Source organism: Aggregatilinea sp. (assembly GCF_036822615.1).
Classification (GTDB): Bacteria; Chloroflexota; Anaerolineae; order Aggregatilineales; family Aggregatilineaceae; genus Aggregatilinea.
The window spans coordinates 1-18322 of the sequence record NZ_DAISHJ010000070.1 but is presented as its reverse complement, the minus strand read 5'-3'; the positions used below and the strand labels follow the sequence as shown (position 1 = coordinate 18322).

Here is an 18322-nt window from a genome sequence, read left to right as displayed (position 1 = left end):
AAAAAACATCCAAATCAGGATAAATCGTTCTTAATGTCCATTAAAAGCATTTATCCATCGCGCGCCGCACACGTTTAATATCCGGCGACTGGCACGGGCATGGAGCGCCGCGTGATGGCGCGCTGCCTCAGCGCTATTAACGAAGACGGCATATAACCGTGAGGGGTCCGGCAAACTAAACGATGTCTCAACGTAACGAAGGCTCCGCTGCATATATAATGGAACTATGTCGCCACCAGCGATTTCATCCTAGCGGCAGAAGACATTCACATCATTCATCACCGCTGCCGGAGAGATGCTCCACTTTGTGAGCACTTCTTCGGTTTTTTGTTTTACGAAGGGAAATGATATGGCAGTACTCGCTTGACATGAGGCGTGGCTGGCCTGCTGCCAAACTATATTTTTGCGCACGCAAGTTAGAGCTTAAAGCACCTATCGTCCCTTTCCACAGTTGCGAACAGCATTTCTATGGTGTGCTTCCCATCCAGTCGGCCACGCACATCGATAGTCCCCTGATAGTCCCTGACGGAGAACGGGAGATACCGGCATGGCAATCACAAGGCGTGAATTTTTACACCGGCTGCAGGTGCTGACGGCGGCTGCCGCGACGGTGCCCCTGGCGCGTATTGCGTCGTCTGGAACGCCCGAAAACGGCATCCGGGTAAGCATCGTCCGGCGGCGCGATGGCGACACGGCGCGCGCCGTGAAAGAAGCGGTTGATTTACTGGGCGGGATCGAGTCGGTGACGGAAGGCAAAAATTCCATCATGCTCAAGCCCAATCTGGTCAACAACGCCGCGACGGACACGACCGATCCCGCCGTCGTGCGCGCCCTGGCGGAGCTGCTGATCGGGGCAGGCAAAGAGGTGAGCATCGGGGAAGGATCGGCGTCGTGTCCGGGCTTCAATTTCATCGACGGCGAGACCTATCGTGCCCACGATGCCAACCTGCTCGACCGGATGCAGCAGCTCATATTCGATGAGCTGGGCTACACCCGTCTGGCCGAAGACCTGAACATCCCCCTGGTGAACCTGCACACCGGCGAGCTGGTCGCCGTGACCGTGCCGGATGCTTATGTATTCGAGACCCTCATGCTGCACCGGTCGCTCACCGAGATCGATCTGCTGGTGTCGATGCCGCGCATGAAGACGCACACGCTGGCAACCGTCACACTGGGACTGAAAAACATGATCGGGCTGTACGCGGGGACCGAGTACGGCACGGTGCGCGCCTATGTTCATGACCTCGGCGCGGACTATGCGGACGTTGGCACGGCGATCGAGATCGTGGATATGGCGCGGGCCAACAAGCTCGGCCTGACCGTGATCGATGGTCTGGTGGCGATGGAGGGCAACGGCCCGTCGCTGGGGCCATCGTCGCGTCTGGTCGATATGGACCTGATTATCGCCGGGACGCATCCTCTGGCGGCGGACATGGTCGCCGCCAGCGTGATGGGATTCGCCGTCAGCGACGTGCCGACGTTCGAATGGGCGATTCGCGCGGGCATGTCCCCGGCCCGCCTGGAAGACATCGACGTGCGGGGCGAATCCATCGAGGCTGTGCAGCGCACTTTCCAGAAGCCGGACGTCTACCCGTGGAAAGAACTGACCGAGGTCTGGGGCTACAAAGACCTCACCTAGCTGGAGGCTGTTAGCACTTTTTGAGCGGGAGAACTGATTTCTCGCTTGTCCATCGGCCTCATGCTCCGCCCGTTTTCTCCCGTCGTTCCCCGCAGCAGGGTTGCCTGGGGGCACGGGCACGGGATGAGAGGGGGCTACAAGTGCATAACACGCTCTAGGGTGGAGCACAGCGCTTCGCATGTGATTCGAGACGCCTGCACACCAATGTAGGCGTCTTTTCTTTTCCGCCGTAAGCAGGTATTCACCCACGCCATATCTTCGATGCACAAGTTCCGGCGGCATATTCGAACGGGTTGTGTTTGCATCTCCCTTGTTCTAATATGTAAGAGTATATACTATCCAATAATTTTGATAATTATTTTCAAAAAAATTAACATCAGAATACTTAGACGTCTTTGGAACTCCAACCCAAGAATGGCAGATGCCCATGAGTAAACGAAGAAGTTCACGGCGATACTTGGCGGAGTTGAAGCGCGTGTTAATCACTGGAGGTGTCCTGGCAGCAATTACAGGAGCGGTTATCACAAGTATATTCGGATTAATTTCAACGAATGGACACGAGAATCCTACTCCTACCGTAAATAGCCTGCTATTGCCTACAGCGACCTGCTGTGCTGTGCCATCGCCGACTGCTACCCCCGATAAAGCTTCTTTGCAGCTTAACGCCGTAACCGAAAAATGCCGGACGAGTGGCTTTTCTGATGGCAGCGGCAGCAGTTACGTTGCGGTTGCATTCGGTGAAGGCTCTTGCAAAGGGATCACGATGGGGTGGTCGGTTCCCAATGCTGGGGGGTATGCCGGTTGTGTTGTGGACTTGCCCTCTGAAATCTTGCCGCTTTCAAACTTTGCCTATTTGCTTCTGCGAGCAGAAGGTCTTCGTGGTAGCGAGCAGTTCCAAATAGGACTGATTAACGATACCCAGGATCCGGTCAAGCAGCACAAAGATATGGAGCGTGTGCCTCCCGAAGGGGCCAGTCAGCCAATTGAGATTAGCCTAGACAGGTTTATAGACCAAAATACGACACTGGAATCTCTCAACCAGCTAGTGTTTGGAATCAACTACGACGTAGGCGAAGGGCTGCGAGACAGCAGCATCTGTATTACCGAAATTAGCTTTGTACCTGGATAACCAAATGTTTTTATGTGCATCGCTCTAAGGAAGGAGCAACTCGGTGAAAATGCGTCGATCATCACGCTTGACTTTTAGGTCCCGGCAAATACTTCGTGTTGTGTTCGGTTTACTGACCATTATTGTCTTCTTACCCGGAATCCCGAAATCCGTTCCCGCCCTGGCTAATTATCAGATAGATAGAGAAGACAACCTCACCGTTCAGATAGATGATCTGTATCAAAAATTCACCGACTTTTCCTGGATCGCTTATGCGCCGACGCATTATGATCCAACAGTTGGGAGTATGCCTGCCGAACAGGATATTTCTGACGACCTCCAAATGCTCTTTGACGTTGGATTCCGTGGGGTGGTGACCTACGGCTCAGAAGGAACAATGGCCGAAATTCCCCGCTTGGCGCGTGGTGTAGGTTTTCAAGGTGTCGTGATGGGCATCTGGACGCCGGGGAGTGAAGCCGAAACAGCTGCTGCAGTAGCTGCCGTTGATTATGTTGATGGTTACGTGGTCGGGAATGAAGGTCTATACAATGACCGGTATGATTTTGCTACCCTCGAAGCTGCTATGGCTGATCTAAAGGCACAAACGGGCAAGCCGGTTACAACCACCGAAGTTCAGCCGCTCTACGAGAAAGATGTTGAAAACGGTGTTCTTGACGTAGGAGACTGGGTTTTTCCGAATATTCATCCCTTCTGGGCCCATGTTACCGATCCGGCTGATGCTGCTCAGTGGACCAAAATCCAGTATGAGAATCTATTGGATGCGGTAGGGGCGGAGAGGCCGGTTGTATTCAAGGAAGTCGGATTGCCGACTGCCGGTGCCGAATCCACCAGCGAGCTGCGGCAGGCCGAGTACTATTTTCGCTTGAAAGAGACCCCTGTCGTTTTTGTCTATTTCGAAGCCTTCGACCAACCCTGGAAAGTGGAAGGGGGCGGTGTAGGGGCGCATTGGGGCCTCTTTCTAAATGACCGTAGCCCTAAAGCTGGCATTGAAGAACTGTTCAGTGGTTCTCGCCCCCCGGTATATATCTATTCCGATGCCCAATCTAGCGACAATCGTTTCTATCCTTCCGGGTTCATGGGCTGCTATTACAACCTCCACATGGAAGAAGGGTACAGCGAAAATCCTCATTCGGGCTCGACCGCTATCCAGATCGACTACAAATACTATGGATGCACGGAAGGGTGGGGTGGCATCTATTGGTGGACTCCGGCAAGCTGCAACTGGCAGCAGATGCCTTGCGGCATAGACCTCAGTGGCTGGACTAAACTGACGTTCTGGGCACGCGGCGAACAGGGAAATGAATATGTTGAGTTCAAGGTTGGGGGACTTTGTAACGCGGGCCAAACGTTATGCGATAGTCTTAATCCCGCCATCTCAACCGGATTGATTTCGCTTTCGAACGTCTGGACCCAGTACACGATTTATTTGGATAACGCTGATCTGAGCCGAATTGGCGGCGGGTTCGTCTTCGTGACGAACGATCGAAAAGATATAACAATCTATCTGGATGATATTCGGTTCGAGTAGCGGCAGTCTGGCGCCTATTCATCTGGTGCCGAATTCTGCATACTAATACTATAAGTCCGCTGAGAAAGAAGATGCGCGGGAGCAATTAAGCAGGATCCCGCGCATCTATTATTTATCGTCTCTTTTCAAGGAGGTTGGGATAACGTGCCGGTCCGGCTTGCGGTGGCCAAGACCAGGACGCGCTCACGCCTCAAACGCCCTGGATGGCGACTGCGGCCTCGCTTGGCGCATGCCCTGTAGACTGCTCAGGGGCTGGCAGCGCGGGGATCGTTACGGTGAACGTCGATCCGCTGCCCACCCCGCTCTCGCAGGTGATCGTGCCGCCTTGGACGTCCACGGCTTGTTTGACGATAGCCAGCCCCAGGCCTGTCCCGGTAATGGTGTCCACGTTGGAGGCACGGAAGAAGGCGTCAAACAGGCGACCCTGGTCTTTGGGTGGAATGCCGATACCTTTGTCTGTGACCTGGAACCGGATCTCGTCCGGCTGGTAGGTGAGGGTCAAGGTCACCGGGCTGTCCGGCGGAGAGTACTTCAGCGCGTTGGATAGCAAATTGTTCAGGATGTACGTGATCAGATTGCGATCCACCATACGTATGTCTCGGTCGCCGTTGACCTCGACGTGAATGACGTGCGTCTCCTTGCGCGATTTCTGCGCGCGTGCCGCCAGATCCTCGCACAAGTCCACGAGATCGGTGCTCACCGGGCGAATCTCGAAGGTGTCGGCTTCGGTCCGGCTCAGCGTGAGCACGTCCTCCAACACCGCGACCATGCGATCGACTTCCGTTTGAATCCGGCGCAGTTCTTTGATGCGCTGGTCGCTGTTGAGCCGGTCGGCATAATGCAGCAGGATGTCACTCGACACGAGGATGACCGCCAGCGGCGTGCGCAGCTCGTGGGATGCCATCGACACGAACCGCGATTTAAGCTCTTTGAGTTCCGTTTCGTGTGCCAGCGTTTGCCGGAGTTTCGCCTCTAAGCGCTTGTGTTCGGAGATGTCACGCAGGCTGCACACGACGCCGGATACGGGGTCACGGCCAACCTGGATCGGAGACAGCGCCACGTTCATGTACAGGTCCTTGCCGGACCCGGCGGCCAGATCGGCGTCCAATTGGCGGGGTGTCCCGGTGCTCAGCACGTCCCGTACCGCATCCGACACGACCTCGTTAAACGCGCCTGTGAACAGGGAGGCGAGGGGCCGCCCGGCAAACTGGATGCTCTCGCCGTTGTACTTCTGCCTGAAGGCCGGGTTGACGTGCGCAATGCGGCCATCGGCGCGCGTCAAGACGATGATGTCGCTGCTGTGCTCGAGCACTGCTCCCATCTGCGCGGTGGTCAGGATCGATCTTTCGAGCAGAATGAGCAGCACGATAGCCATGATCAGGCTGATGCCCAGGGTCACCGCCATGAAGAATGCCAGGGTACGTTGACCCTCAGCATAGATGCCGCGCGGCGATTCGGTGCGGATGATCAGAGCCGGATTGCCGTAGAGGTCGGGTATCAGGACATACCCGGCCAGCGTACTGCTGCTCAACGGACTTACTTCCAGGGGCGATTGCGCGGATAGCGTGCCCGAAATGGCGCGTATGTCTTTGCTGAGATGCGGATCGTCCCATCGGAACATCTCCAGCGAGAGGCGCGTGGACTCGGCAAGATTGGTCAGAAGCGTGTCGCCGAATGCCTGACCGAAAACCAGCGTACCGGCTGCTGGCCCTTCCATGTTGCTCGTCAGAATCGGGCCAGCGGCAATCAACATGGGGCCGTCGGGCAGCATCAGCACGCCGCTGCGCAGGCCGGTGGCGCTGCCATCCGCGATCGGAAGGTCCGAAGCTAGGGACGAGTCCAGGCCCACGGGCAGGGAGACCTCCTGCCCAAGTTCGACATCGTACGCCTTGCCGTAGACGATCTGGCCCGTGTCGTCCAGAAAAAGCATAAAGCTCAGGTTGAGCGTGGTATAGGTTCCGTCCGTAAGGTTGGCAGCCTTGTACGCGTCGTTGAGATCTTGCACGAAAACGTAGGTGTCGTCCCAATACGCCCAGTCGGTGGTTGTTTTTTCCAGATGATCGACCTGGTTATCGAGGGCATTCGTAATACGTTCGAGATCGCGGTGCGCGCTGTTGTGTTCCAGGTCCTCGAAGCTGTTGAGCACGATGAGCCGGGCAAAGAGGAATATGCACAGCAGCAGGCCACAGATGGCGACTCCAATGATAAGGGCTGTTTTCCAGCGAAGCGGCATCAGGTCCTCTTAATCACGCGCTCTTTCGCTATGGAGCGCAGGGGCATTGAGTTATCCTTTCCCCATTATAGGGAAGAGATCTTGAACTTTAATAAAAAAATAGGACGAATTACTAATGAACTTTTGTTTGAAAACTGATAACCTAACCACCATATTATAACCGCCAATATTATAAAGAGAACAGGGGTGTATTTGGGGCGCGCGCCGGAACTGACAGGACGTTCCACGCATGTGGGGGCTGGAGTAGGGGGTATGAGCGCATCCTGGCGATGCGCTCATGGGGCACCAGTGATGTTTGTTGCGGCGAGTAAGAAAAGGCGCGGGGCATTTCTTTTTACGGTAATCCCGCCTCGGTGGTGCGGCTGTCGATGTCCTGGATCATCGCCCAGGCAAAGTGTGCCGCCTGTTCCAGCGATTTCGGCTGGATATTGGCGGCATTGTCGCTGTAACGATGCCAGTTGGTCAACCAGCCCGTTTCATCCAGCCCCACCAGACATATCCCGCGAAAACCTCGCCGCCGCAGAGTCATCACTTCTTCCAGGATGACGATCTCGCGCCCGCTGACGCCTAACTCGGGATGCTGTTCCTCGACACGTTTTGCCACCATGACCGATTGGGCATCGGGGCGGTAGGGCGCGAAGTAGGTCAGGCCGCCGTGCCGGGTAACGTAGGCGATGTCACCGTAACCGACCAGTTCAAAATCGATGAACCACGCGTCGCGCAGTTCCTCGCCGTATTTGTCCAGGATGGCGTTTAAGCCCATGTGGCCGACTTCTTCGGATCCGGTGAAGGCCAGCCATAGTTCGGTGTGTTCCAACGGAGACGCGGCGGCTTGCTGGCCGATGCCCAGCGTACAGGCCACGGCGGAGGCGTTATCGTTTGCGCCGTCAACAAAATCGCCGATCTCGTCGGCGATCAGTGTCGCCGTTCCCACGCCCAGATAGAGTTCGGTCAGGGTTCGAATCGCCTTCCACCCGAATAACATGGCGAGTGCGTTGAGGGTGGTCGCCGCCAGCAGCGATGAAGAGGAGGATTGCATACTGTGCTTGAGCTGTGCCGAGAATGTCAGCCGGTGTTTGTTCGTATCGGTATGGCCGATCAGCATCACTTTCTGCTTGATCTCGCCGGTGGGTTTGATCCGCGCCAGCAGCGAGCCGCCGTACGGGTGCTGCGGATATAGCTTGTACAACGCCTGATATTGTGCGCGGGCCGTCATCGCCTGCCACAGGTTGTACGCGCCAACCAATCCGCCCAGACCCCCCACGAAACGTCCTGCGTTTCCTCGCCGCGCCAGGGCATTTCCTGCCAGCGTCAGAACGACGGGCGCGATGGTGCTGTAGCCCCACGTGTCGATCGTAGAAAACTGGAAGGTCTCTATATCCTCGATGCCCGCCGCATCGAGTTGGCCGCGCAGATAATCACGCGCTTGCTGCTCCTCGATGTGTCCGGCGGGGCGCGGCCCGATGTCAGTTGCCAATGCCTGGACAGTTTTGAAGAGCGCTTCGCCGCTCATGTGCTCCACGTTTAACCTTATCTCCTCCGCTAAAAGGCACTCGCTGTTTCCAGTCTATATTTGGTGCGGTCGAAAGTCGAGCAAAACTGCAAATAATCTATTTGTACACATCTAACTTAAAGTAAATGATATGCGTTAGCGACCCTTTGCACGCGCTCGTTTCAACCGTGGACGGTGTTCTGAGCCAGGAACGACTCAAACGCCCGCTGGCGTCCTGCTCGACACACGACTACAGTAGCTTGCAAGCGGTAATTCGTTTGCAGATGGAAGCCGCGGATTTTCTCCAGGAGGCAGGCTATGCGTCGTCTGGTGGGTATCATCGTATTGGTGAGCTTGTTCGTTGTACCAACTGCCGCCGCGCAAGAGGGTCCATCGCAGCATCTACCCGCAGATCTCCTCTACGTTACGCTAGGCGATGTAGAAGGGGCGGATTATCAGCGGCCAAACACCCTGATGCGGCTGGATGCGGAGACCTTGACGCCCAGCGTGTTCTACTATGATGCGTCGGTGGAGATGGCTCTCATCCCTGTCTCATGGTCTCCAAGCGGAACGTATCTGACCGTTATCCGTGACAACGGAGACGAAGTTATCGATCTCTGCCTGATTACTTATGGGGGCATCCGGTATCGTTGCTTCGAGAAGGTCATTAATCGCGAGAAGTACGGGAATCGAACGATGGACCACCAGCCGTACTGGGTAACATGGTCGGAGGATGAGCAGTCTATCTACTTCTACCAGGATGAAGGCGACACGATCCGTCTGGTCGAAGCGAACATTGCTTCAGGTGACGTCGTGCGTACCGTTTACGAACAGACCAAACCGTACCCCCAGAATATGGCGTCGTTCTACTGGCCGCAGTCGCTTTCGTACATCATGGCCATCTCATTCCGTGAGGCTGTGGGGCTTGAAGTAACCGGGGATTTCCTAGTAGGCAATGAGATTTATGATGTTGAGGTGGTCTCGCCGGATGCGGATGGGAGTTTCAGTATGGCAACCGAGATTACGCCTCTCTTCGATAATCGCACGCGGTTTTGTCCCGGGCTGTCGCCGGATGAAACGCGGTTTGTTGCGCTGCACTATTCGGATAACGGGTATCCAGAAATCCTGTTTCTGGCTGCGACCGGCGAAACGGTAGAGTCTGTTCCCGCCAGCTACTTTCAGGCGCAGGGGATACGAGCTTTCAAATGTCCTACCTGGGAACCTGATTCGGACGCCGTCTACTTTTTGGGGCGGTCACCGATATTCCCCTCAGGCAGTTTGGCGAAAGCGTCGCTCTATCGTTATGAATTGGGAGGTGAAGAACCCGTCCCGTATGTAACGTACGAAGCTTTTGGCCTGGAAGGTGATCTGTATCTCGGCGATTATCTGGTGCCAACGCCTGATGGTGCAACGGTTGCCTTTACCTATGCGCCCCAAAACTTTTCGGTATGGATTGGAATCGCGACCGCTGATGGAACCGTTGTCCACTTTAAGGATATACGGCCCTACGTGTCGCAGTTGTTATGGTTCCCCGAGGATAAGTAGCATCCCGAACAAATCCGGACGGTAGTCGGAGGCCATTTGAGAATAGGGGCGCACGGAGCGCCCTTTTTCCGTTTCTCGCACTGGCGTCCTGCACGCCTCGCGACTACAGTAGCTTGCAAGCGGCAATTCTTATGCAGATCGAAACGTGCGGGCTTTCTCCAGGAGGCAGGCCATGCGTCGTTTAGTAGGGATCATTGTGCTCGTGAGTTTGTTCTTCGCACCCGCTGCCGCTGCGCAAAAAGGGTCGTCGCAGCATCTACCTGCAGATTTACTTTACGTTGGAGTGGGTGATGTAGAGGGAACTGACACACGAAGCCCCAACGTCCTGATGCGGTTGGACGCGAAGACATTGACTTCGAGCGTGTTTTACTATGACCCGTCCCTGTGGCTCGGACTAGTGCCCCTTGCGTGGTCTCCAAACGGTTCTTATCTTGCTGTGCTTCAGGAGCATCATGGCGATGAGACGATGGATCTCTGCCTGATAACACGCGCAGGAGCTCTACATCATTGTTTTGAGAGGGTTGTCAATGAGAACAACTACGTTAATCGTGGCGTGAGACAGTTGCTATACCAGGTGACATGGTCGGAGGATGAGCAGTTCATTTACTTCTACCGAGAGGAAAGCGACAGGTTCCGTCTGGTCGAAGCGGATACTGCTTCCGGCGAAACTATACAGGTGTTGTATGAACTGACCATTCCACCCGATAGCTCGACCGCTTTGTACTGGCCCCAGTCGCTCGCCTACATTGTGACTTGCACAAGTCAAAGCTCCGCAGCTCGGTTGGATGGGGCCTCAAGACCTTACTATGTGTATGATGTCGAGGTGGTTTCACGCGATGCACGCGGTGATTTCAACGAGGTGACGGACATTAGCTCACTGGTTGAATCGAATACGAGTTTCTGTGCGGGTATTTCACCGGATGGGACAAAACTGGCTGCCGTACACTACGCGGATAACGGTTATCCGGAACTCTGGTTTCTAGATGCGACCGGCCAGGTTGTGGAAGCAGTTTCCACCAGCTATTTTGAGGCGCAGAACATATCGAGTGTTGCGCCGCCTTCATGGCAGCGTGATTCAAGTGCTGTTTACTTCTGGGGTTTTTCGCAGATGCTCGATGGGAGTGAACAGAGCCCATCACTATACCGTTACGTGTTGGGCGCCAGGGAGCCAGTCAAATTGATAGGCAACGAAGCATTTGGATTTAGGCATGCACTGGGGATGGGCAACTACCTGGTGGTCGCACCCGATGCGTCGGCGGTGGCTTTCAACTATGTGCTCCAAAGCGTTCCTGTGGAGCTTGCTGTCGCCACCGCGGATGGAGCAGTGCTGTGTTTTGATGAGATCAAGCCTGTTATGCCCCAGTTGTTATGGTTTCCCGAGAATGAATAGCGTCCCGAGCAAGTCCGGGCACGCACAGCACCCCTTATCCTCGTAGCCAGCCAAACGCACTACTCAAGAGTCGCTCGATTTGCCGGGCGACTCTTGAGTGTTCATGCCTGAAGTTTTACCCCGCTGCAGTACGCGAGTGGGGGAGTGACGCGCCTAGCCGCACGTGCCCTGCAGCGTGAGGTAGGCCGCGTTGAGCCACCCCGGCGTGCCCAGGTAATCCACGTTGAACCAGTCTCCCTGCCGCTGCGTCGCCGTGAGCGAGACGTTGTACGGCACGAGCGTCAGCACTGCGCTGCCGGTATCGGGCAGGGTGCGCAGGTTGAGGATGCGGCGCGTCGCGACCATACAGCCGCTCAACGGGACCGCAGGCTCGGTTAAGGACGCCGGAACGATCGCCGCCGGTGCGCCCTGGACCAACACGACCGTCCCCGCGTTGGCAACACTCGCGCAGGTGTACTCGCCGTCCAGCCAGACCGGCAGCTCGCTGACGACGCGCGGCGCGGTCGTCGCGTCCAGGTACAGGAACCGCCCCGATTCTTCCAGGCAGACATTGATGCTCCCGGTGAAGTCCGGCACAGGAATGTCCCCCTGCAAGCCGAACACGTCCACGGCCTGGATTACACCCAGTTCCAGCACGGATTGGATGCCGACCTCGCCGGTATGTTCGCCGCTGCGATAGACCCCGTTCTCCGTGATGATGCGGCAGTAGACGCTGCCGTTCGGGACGGTGCCCGCAGGCACATCCGCGCGGATGATTGGGCTGGTCGATCCGTCGAGGTCCGCGCACAGCGGCGCCTGCGCGCGCGCATGGTCGGCAGGCCCGACCACGTAGTCGCTGGCGGCTCCGCCGTCGTCATCACGGATAGTGATCACAAGATTGGCCGGATCGAGACCGTTGTAGTTCGGATCGCCGGTCGTGACGTCCGGCGACGTGATGATCGTGCACTGGGCGTCGCCCTGGTGGCTGTTTTGCAGGCTCGTCACCTGGATCGTTTGAACCTGATCCCAGGTCAGCGGCGTGAACGTCAGGCTGGGCGTATCGATCGCGCACAAGGTCGGATCGTTCGTCGCCAGCGCGATTGTGACGTTCGCGGCGGGCTGCGTGTTCATCACCACGCTGATCCTGACGTTCGTGCCCTCGTCCACCGTCAGAGGATTGGGCGCAAACGTGAGTCCCGGCACGTCGTCGTCAACCACGGTCGCCGCCACGTCATCCACCGCCAGACCGTTGTAGTTCGCATCCGCAGGGCTGGCCGCAATCGTCTGGATCGTGCACAGCCGGTCCCCGGTCGTGATCGTGTCATCCGGTGCGGTAATCGTCACCACCTGCGGGACATTCCAGTTGGCGGCGGTAAACGTCAACAACGCCGTGCTGGTCGAGCACAGTGCGCTGTCCGGCGTCAGGCTTACCGTCACGTCACCGGCAGGCTGCGACGTCAGCACCGCGCTGAACGTGCCGGTTTGCCCTTCGCCAACCAGCAGCGCGGACGGCGTGATGGTGACCCCCGGCGTGTCGTCGTCCGTCACGGTCACCGTGACGTCATCGGCAGGCATCGCGTTATAGGCGGCGTCGGTGCTGGTTGCCACCGTTTGAACCGTACAGCCGCGCACGCCCGTCACGAGGTCGTCCGGCGTGCCGCTGACGGTCACGGTCTGGACCGTGTTCCAGGTGAAGGCGGTGAAGGTCAGCGCCGGGAAATTGACGGAGCAGGCGGCGCTGTCCGGCGTCAGGTTGATCGTCACGTCAGCGGTTGGCTGCGACGTCAGCACGACCTGGAACGTGCCTGTTCCCGCTTCCGCCACGGTCAGCGCGGTTGGCGCGACCGTGATGCCGGCGGAGTCGTTGTCCTGCACCGTGACGGCGACATCCGGCACGGTGAGAGTCGCGTACGTGGTATCGAGACTGGACGTGAGCCCGGTCTGGATCGTGCACAGTCGATCGGGCGTGTCGAGATCGTCGTTTATGGCGGTGACCGTGAAGGACTGGCTGACGCTCCAGGTTCCGGGCAGGAAGGTCACGGATGCCGCGCTCACCGTGCAGGCGGCGCTGTCCGGCACGAGGTCAAAGCTCACCGTGTCCGTCGGCTCCGAGGTCAGTACGACGTTGAACGTGCCTGTGGTCCCTTCCATCAGGGCCAACGCGGTCGGCGCGACGGAGACGCCCACAACGTCATCTTCGGTGATGTTCACTGTGACATCGGCAGGATCGATGGCGCTGTAATTCGTGTCAGTGGTCGTGACCACAACCGCCTGCACAGTACACACGCGGTCGGGTCTGGCGAGCGTGTCGTCGGTGGCGGTGACCGTCATCTGCTGCGCGGTATTCCAGGTCAAATCCGTAAACGTGAACGTCGCGTCGCTGAGCGTGCACGACGTATTGTCCGGCGTGAAGCCGATGGTCACGTCGCTCGTGGGCTGCGACGCCAGCACGACGTCGAACGTGCCCGTCGTTCCTTCCGTCAGGTTCAATGTGGTGGGGGTAACGGTGACGTCCGCCGTATCGTTATCCGCGACGTTCACGGTGACGTCGGCGGGGTCGATGGCGTTATACGCCGGATCCATGCCGGTCACGGTCGTGATCTGGACCGCGCAGACGCTGTTAGGCTCGTCGAGATAATTATCAGGGGCCGTCACCGTGATCGCGTTGGCTGTAGCCCAGAGCGCGGGCGTAACGGTCAGCGTCGACGTGCTGACCGAGCAGGATGCGTTGCTTGGCGTGATGTTGAACGCGACGTCGCCCGTGGGTTGCGACGTCAGGACGATATTGAACGTGCCCGTCGTTCCTTCCGTCAGGTTCAACGTCGTCGGCGCGACGGTGACGCCTGCCGTGTCGTTATCCAGCACGGTACGGCTGATCGTGGTGATCGACGGCGTGACCCCGTTGAAGTCCGTGTTCGCGCTCGTTGCTGCGCCCAGCGTAACCGTGCACGTGCGATTCGGCGTGTCGATGTTGTCATCGACGCCGGTGATCGTGACGGTGGTAGCGCCCCAGCTTGCCGGGGTGAAGGTCACAGATGCCGGAACGGTGCATACGGTGGGCGTAGTAGAGGTCAGCGGAACGGTTACGTTCGCCATGGGCGCGCCGTTCAAGGCCACCGTAAAGGACGTCGAAGCATTTTCCGCAAAATCGGCGGTGGTGTTGTTCACCGTAACCAGGGCGGGCACGAACGCGGCTTGAACGGTCCGGTCTGCGGTCATCAAAACGGTACACGTATTGCCCGCCACCGTCGTACAGCCGGTCCACCCGGTGAAAACATTATGCGCAGCAGGGACCGCTGTCAGCGTGACCGTGCCCGCGAATAACCCGCTGCACGTCGCCCCGCAGCTAATCCCGGCGGGGCTGCTCGTGACGGTTCCTGTTCCCGTGCCGGTCCTGGTGACCGTGAGCTGGCTGCGCGACGCTGCCGATTCGATCGCCCCAAGATCGCAGTAGGTATTGGCAGGCTGTGGGCGCGCGCCGCCGATCTGGTCGGTCGCGGTGGATGGATTGCTGCACGTCCAGCTTGCGCCCGGCACGGACACGGTCGTGCCCACCGGGATGACGCCGATGGGGTCGCTGCCAGCCGTGGGCGTATAGAGACGGCGCGTATACGGGTGGCCGGGGTCCAGGGCGGGCAAGATATCCGTGTCGGAATACGATAGTGTGATGGTCCCGCTGTTCTTCGAATCGGGTGAGGTAAACCCGCACGACGCATCGTCGGCGACGTTGTACCCACCGTCTGTAATGGGGAAAAAGACGCTCGTGGCGACGCAGTTCACCCCACCCAGAGTATGCGCCACAATTGTTCCGGCGAGGGTGATTGGGCTGGCGTTGTTGCCCTTGTAGATAGAGGAAGGGCCGGAGTTGTAGAGAATCGTGCTGTTCAACAGGGAGAGGTACGGCCCGCCTACTGCCGCAGCATAGGCCGTAGCGCTGTTACTGATCAGGCTGGAATGCGCGATGACCGCGGTTGCGTCAGCGGACGCCGTAAGGAGTCCCCCGCCGTTAACAGCAGAGTTCCCGATCATGGAGCTTCGGGTGATCGTGGCGCTGCCGATTTCGACAAGTATCGCCCCGCCTGAGTGGGCGCTGTTTGTCGCCAACGTGCTGCCATCGACGGTGAGACTGCTTCCGAGCCCCGTCAGGAAAATAGCGCCGCCCTCTTGGGTCGCTGAATTGCCTTGAAAGAGGCAGTTCGTGACGGATATTGTGCCGCCTATTGTGGAGATCGCGCCGCCATTGTATCCGTCGGTGCTGCCGCCGGTGCCGTTCGCGGAATTGTTTCGGAATGTACTGTTACTGACCGTTACGGATCCGCCGCTGCTGTAGATCGCGCCGCCGCCCCGAATCAAGCCGCTCTCAGCCCCGTCGTACAGGACCATGTTGCCATCAAACAGCGTATTGTCGATGATCAGGGTTCCGCTATTGTAGATGGCGCCGCCGCCGTGTGTCCCCGTCACACTCGTGCCAATCGCGTTGTTACTGATCCAACTGTTACGGATCGTGACGGCGCCGCCGCCGTTCCAGATCGCGCCGCCCCAGTAGTCAGAATAGCCATCCGTCAAAAAAATGCGGTCGATCGTCAGGTTTCCACCACCGCCCACCTTCAAGATCTGGCGGAGATCGTAACCGCCGATGCCGCATATCCCCGTGCTGCTGCACCCATAGTTAGGGTAGTTTTCGGTCGTGATGGTGACATCACTAGTGATGGTGGGCCAGTTCGTTGGGACGGAAGGGTCGTAGTAGAGCGTGAAATTATTGTGGAGATAGATCGTGTCGGCCCCAGCAGACGAGTTCGCTGCGTTAATCGCCGCGGCGAGTTCCACGTCCGACGTGACGATGTACGTTGTCTGTGCTTCAGCGTGGTGAACGGGCAGCGCCACGCCGCCCAGTGCGAACAAAACAACAATAAACCCAAGCAGGAGTTTATGCCCCTGAGCGCAGTGCTCCATATATCCCCGCCTATGAAAGAATGCCACACATAAAATGAGAGGGTCGAATCTTGGGTAATAGGAGGGGTGGAGGTGCAGATGCCCAAGACGGTGTTATGTACCTGTCACTTAGAATACGAGCATTTCAGTTTTACTTCAAGTGAAATTGTTGTGTTAACTTTGTAAAATTTCGCTTACTACCGTCCGTGACGGGCGGGCGGCAATGTAACACGCCACTAGGGGTTGTTATGCACTTTTCGAACGAGAAAACGGGTTATTCATGCGTTTATTATCCCGGGATTCGTAGGGGCGGGGTTTGCTCCGCCCGTTTTTCCCCGGGGTCCCCGCGCAACAGGGTTGCGTGAGGGAAGGGGCCAGGGGATTGGGAGGCTAGAAGTTCACGACAGGCTCTAATGGGTGAAGCTGCGCGTTGGCTGTAGCGTCGTCCTGGCATTGCCTTGCGGGGGCAGGGCAAGCCCCCTAAATACTGACCTGGACTAATTGGGCGCGCGTGATCGTCAGAAGTAACGCATAAGATCTATGCGGCGTTTTTCAGGATGTGAAGGCCCGCAAAACAAAAACGGCTCACCTGATTACTCAGGTGAGCCGTTTCCTGTCGGGGCGCCCGGATTTGAACCGGGGGCCTCTTGCACGCACCTTCGATTTGACCGGAACGCCCCCGTGTTTACCTCAATCCCTCCGCCCGCGTGGTCGCTCGAGCAATCGGGACCACTTTCGGAGGCGCCAAGCGGGGCGGTTCGTCCGGCACGCCATCAATGGCGGCCAGGGCGAGGCGCTCGCTGGCGAAACGAATATGCTCCCATGACGTGTTATAGTACATCTCGATCGTGATCAACGGATTGTCGTGTCCCAGCTTAAGCTGGGTGGCCTGCTCGGACATCTTCGCGCTCTGCCACACCTGGCCGACGCGGTGACGGATCGCATGCGCGCCGATCGCGCGCGTGCACCCCGCCACCTGCGCCATCCGGGCGACTACCTGCGAGATGGAGTCCGCCTCCATTCCGAACAACAGGGCCTCGGTCGTCGGGTGCGGATGGACGTCCAACCAGGCCTGCAAGGCCTCTGCGGTCCGGACCCCGAAGAACAGGGGACGCACCTTGTCACCCTTACCGACCGTCCAGGCGCAGTGATTGGAGAGCTGGAGATTGCCGACCACCAGGTTGGCAGCTTCACCGGCGCGGCAACCGGTGTCACACAAAAATAAAAAAATAGCAAGATGCAGCGGCTTCCCAAGAGCGGCTTTCGCTTCTGCCACGTGCAGAATCGCGCGAAGCTCCTCCGGGGTGGCCGCTTTTGATTCTCCCGGCGGGCGCTTCCACTTGCGCAGGCGCAGCTTCGAGGCCGGGTTGTCCTCACGGTAGCCATTCTCTTGCAGCCACGCGAAGAACGTGCCCAGGGTCTGCGAATGCTTCTGCACGGTGCGCGGCGACAGGCTGCCGCGCTCAGCAGGGCGTCGCGGATGATCCGCGTACCGCTCGCTCTGCTCCCGTAGAGACTGGATGTACCGCAGGATGTCATCCCGCGTGACCGACGTGACGTCTCGCGCCGGTCCGAGGGCAGACAGGGCCCGGTCGAGCACCTGGCGGTAGGTGCGACGCGTGGCCGGACTGCGGTCCTCGAGGAGGAAGGATTCCGCCGCCGTTCGTAAGGTATGCATTTTTCGCCTCGTTTGCAGATTGGAATTCGAGGCCGGACAGACCATGCGAATCCCAGTATAGCACGACTCCACCGCGGGGATATTTCTTTGTTCATAATAGCACAACAGTTCTAACCCTTAGCGGCTGATTTTTAACAATCACTGCTACTGGTGACCGTTAATGATTAGAAGGAGCACGGCCATGAACCACAAATCCTACCGCTCACGCGTCCCGATCGGCGCCGTCGATGACTACGCCACCCTGACGCGCAACCGGCGCGCCATGCAGGCCCGCCGCGCGACGTCCAGCTCCGCCTGGCTGCTCGACGTCGCGCTCGTCGCTGCGCTCACCCTGCTGATCGCCGTGGCCGTACTGCTGGCCGAGGTCGTCGGCCCAGCGTTCGCGGTCGTGGCGATCGTCACCCTGATCGTTGCGGTGGGCATCGCGGTCAGCGCCTGGCATGTGCCCGGCAAGGGGGCGTGATGAACGGCACCCCGACGTCACCGGCGCCTAACTTACGCCGCGATCTTCAGATCATCAGCGATCAGATCTACGCCGCCTGGCTGGACGCCATCGACCAGTACGGCGGCGCGGGGTCGATCCCGTTGCACCTGGCCGACGCACACCTGCACCTGATGTGCGCACGCGAGGCACTGGACCCGCGACCCGTCCGCGCAGAATCCTCTGAAGAGCACGCGCAGTCATGACCGAGCGAACGATTATCAGGGCACCGCGCTCCGCTGCACAACCGTACTTTTCAGTGCGGCGGGCAACGGTGCAGGACAGCCGGCTGTCAC

At 58.2% G+C, this 18322-nt stretch carries 11 protein-coding genes; 7 read left to right on the top strand and 4 right to left on the bottom strand.

Features of this window, described 5'->3' with window-relative positions:
* Positions 1-547: 547 nt before the first annotated feature.
* The 3 genes from V7116_RS17145 (at position 548) to V7116_RS17135 (ending at position 4296) form a co-directional block, all read left to right on the top strand.
* Positions 548-1639 (top strand): DUF362 domain-containing protein, encoded by a 1092-nt coding sequence (locus V7116_RS17145; protein ID WP_324393180.1) that lies wholly within the window; start codon positions 548-550, stop codon positions 1637-1639.
* A gap of 457 nt (positions 1640-2096) precedes the next feature.
* Positions 2097-2768 carry a hypothetical protein gene (locus V7116_RS17140; protein ID WP_324393179.1) on the top strand — a complete coding sequence of 224 codons (672 nt, stop codon included), beginning with the start codon at positions 2097-2099 and terminating at the stop codon, positions 2766-2768.
* Positions 2769-2811: 43 nt separating this feature from the next.
* Positions 2812-4296 carry a hypothetical protein gene (locus tag V7116_RS17135; protein WP_324393178.1) on the top strand — a complete coding sequence of 495 codons (1485 nt, stop codon included), beginning with the start codon at positions 2812-2814 and terminating at the stop codon, positions 4294-4296.
* A 190-nt stretch (positions 4297-4486) separates the two neighbouring features.
* Here the strand turns inward: V7116_RS17135 and V7116_RS17130 are convergent, their stop codons facing one another.
* Both V7116_RS17130 and V7116_RS17125 read right to left on the bottom strand, forming a co-directional pair.
* Positions 4487-6529 carry a sensor histidine kinase gene (locus tag V7116_RS17130; protein WP_324393177.1) on the bottom strand — a complete coding sequence of 681 codons (2043 nt, stop codon included), beginning with the start codon at positions 6527-6529 and terminating at the stop codon, positions 4487-4489.
* A 334-nt stretch (positions 6530-6863) separates the two neighbouring features.
* Positions 6864-8042, bottom strand: a complete 1179-nt coding sequence (locus tag V7116_RS17125) for a M28 family peptidase (RefSeq protein ID WP_324393187.1) — start codon at positions 8040-8042, stop codon at positions 6864-6866.
* 297 nt (positions 8043-8339) lie between these two features.
* Here V7116_RS17125 and V7116_RS17120 point away from each other — a divergent pair, with 297 nt between their 5' ends.
* A complete protein-coding gene (locus tag V7116_RS17120; protein WP_324393176.1) occupies positions 8340-9566 on the top strand; it encodes a hypothetical protein in 1227 nt (408 codons plus the stop codon).
* Between the two features lie 172 nt (positions 9567-9738).
* A complete protein-coding gene (locus tag V7116_RS17115) occupies positions 9739-10956 on the top strand; it encodes a hypothetical protein (RefSeq protein ID WP_324393175.1) in 1218 nt (405 codons plus the stop codon).
* A 153-nt stretch (positions 10957-11109) separates the two neighbouring features.
* Here the strand turns inward: V7116_RS17115 and V7116_RS17110 are convergent, their stop codons facing one another.
* Positions 11110-15888 carry an SH3 domain-containing protein gene (locus V7116_RS17110; RefSeq protein WP_324393174.1) on the bottom strand — a complete coding sequence of 1593 codons (4779 nt, stop codon included), beginning with the start codon at positions 15886-15888 and terminating at the stop codon, positions 11110-11112.
* Positions 15889-16552: 664 nt separating this feature from the next.
* Positions 16553-17545, bottom strand: a complete 993-nt coding sequence (locus tag V7116_RS17105; protein ID WP_324393173.1) for a tyrosine-type recombinase/integrase — start codon at positions 17543-17545, stop codon at positions 16553-16555.
* 160 nt (positions 17546-17705) lie between these two features.
* On the opposite strand from V7116_RS17105, the gene V7116_RS17100 reads away from it, so the two are divergent.
* Positions 17706-18008: a hypothetical protein gene (locus V7116_RS17100; RefSeq protein ID WP_324393172.1), complete on the top strand. Its 303-nt coding sequence runs from the start codon at positions 17706-17708 to the stop codon at positions 18006-18008.
* Positions 18008-18232: a hypothetical protein gene (locus V7116_RS17095; protein ID WP_324393171.1), complete on the top strand. Its 225-nt coding sequence runs from the start codon at positions 18008-18010 to the stop codon at positions 18230-18232. Before V7116_RS17100 ends, V7116_RS17095 begins: the two co-directional genes overlap by 1 nt.
* Positions 18233-18322 lie beyond the last annotated feature (90 nt).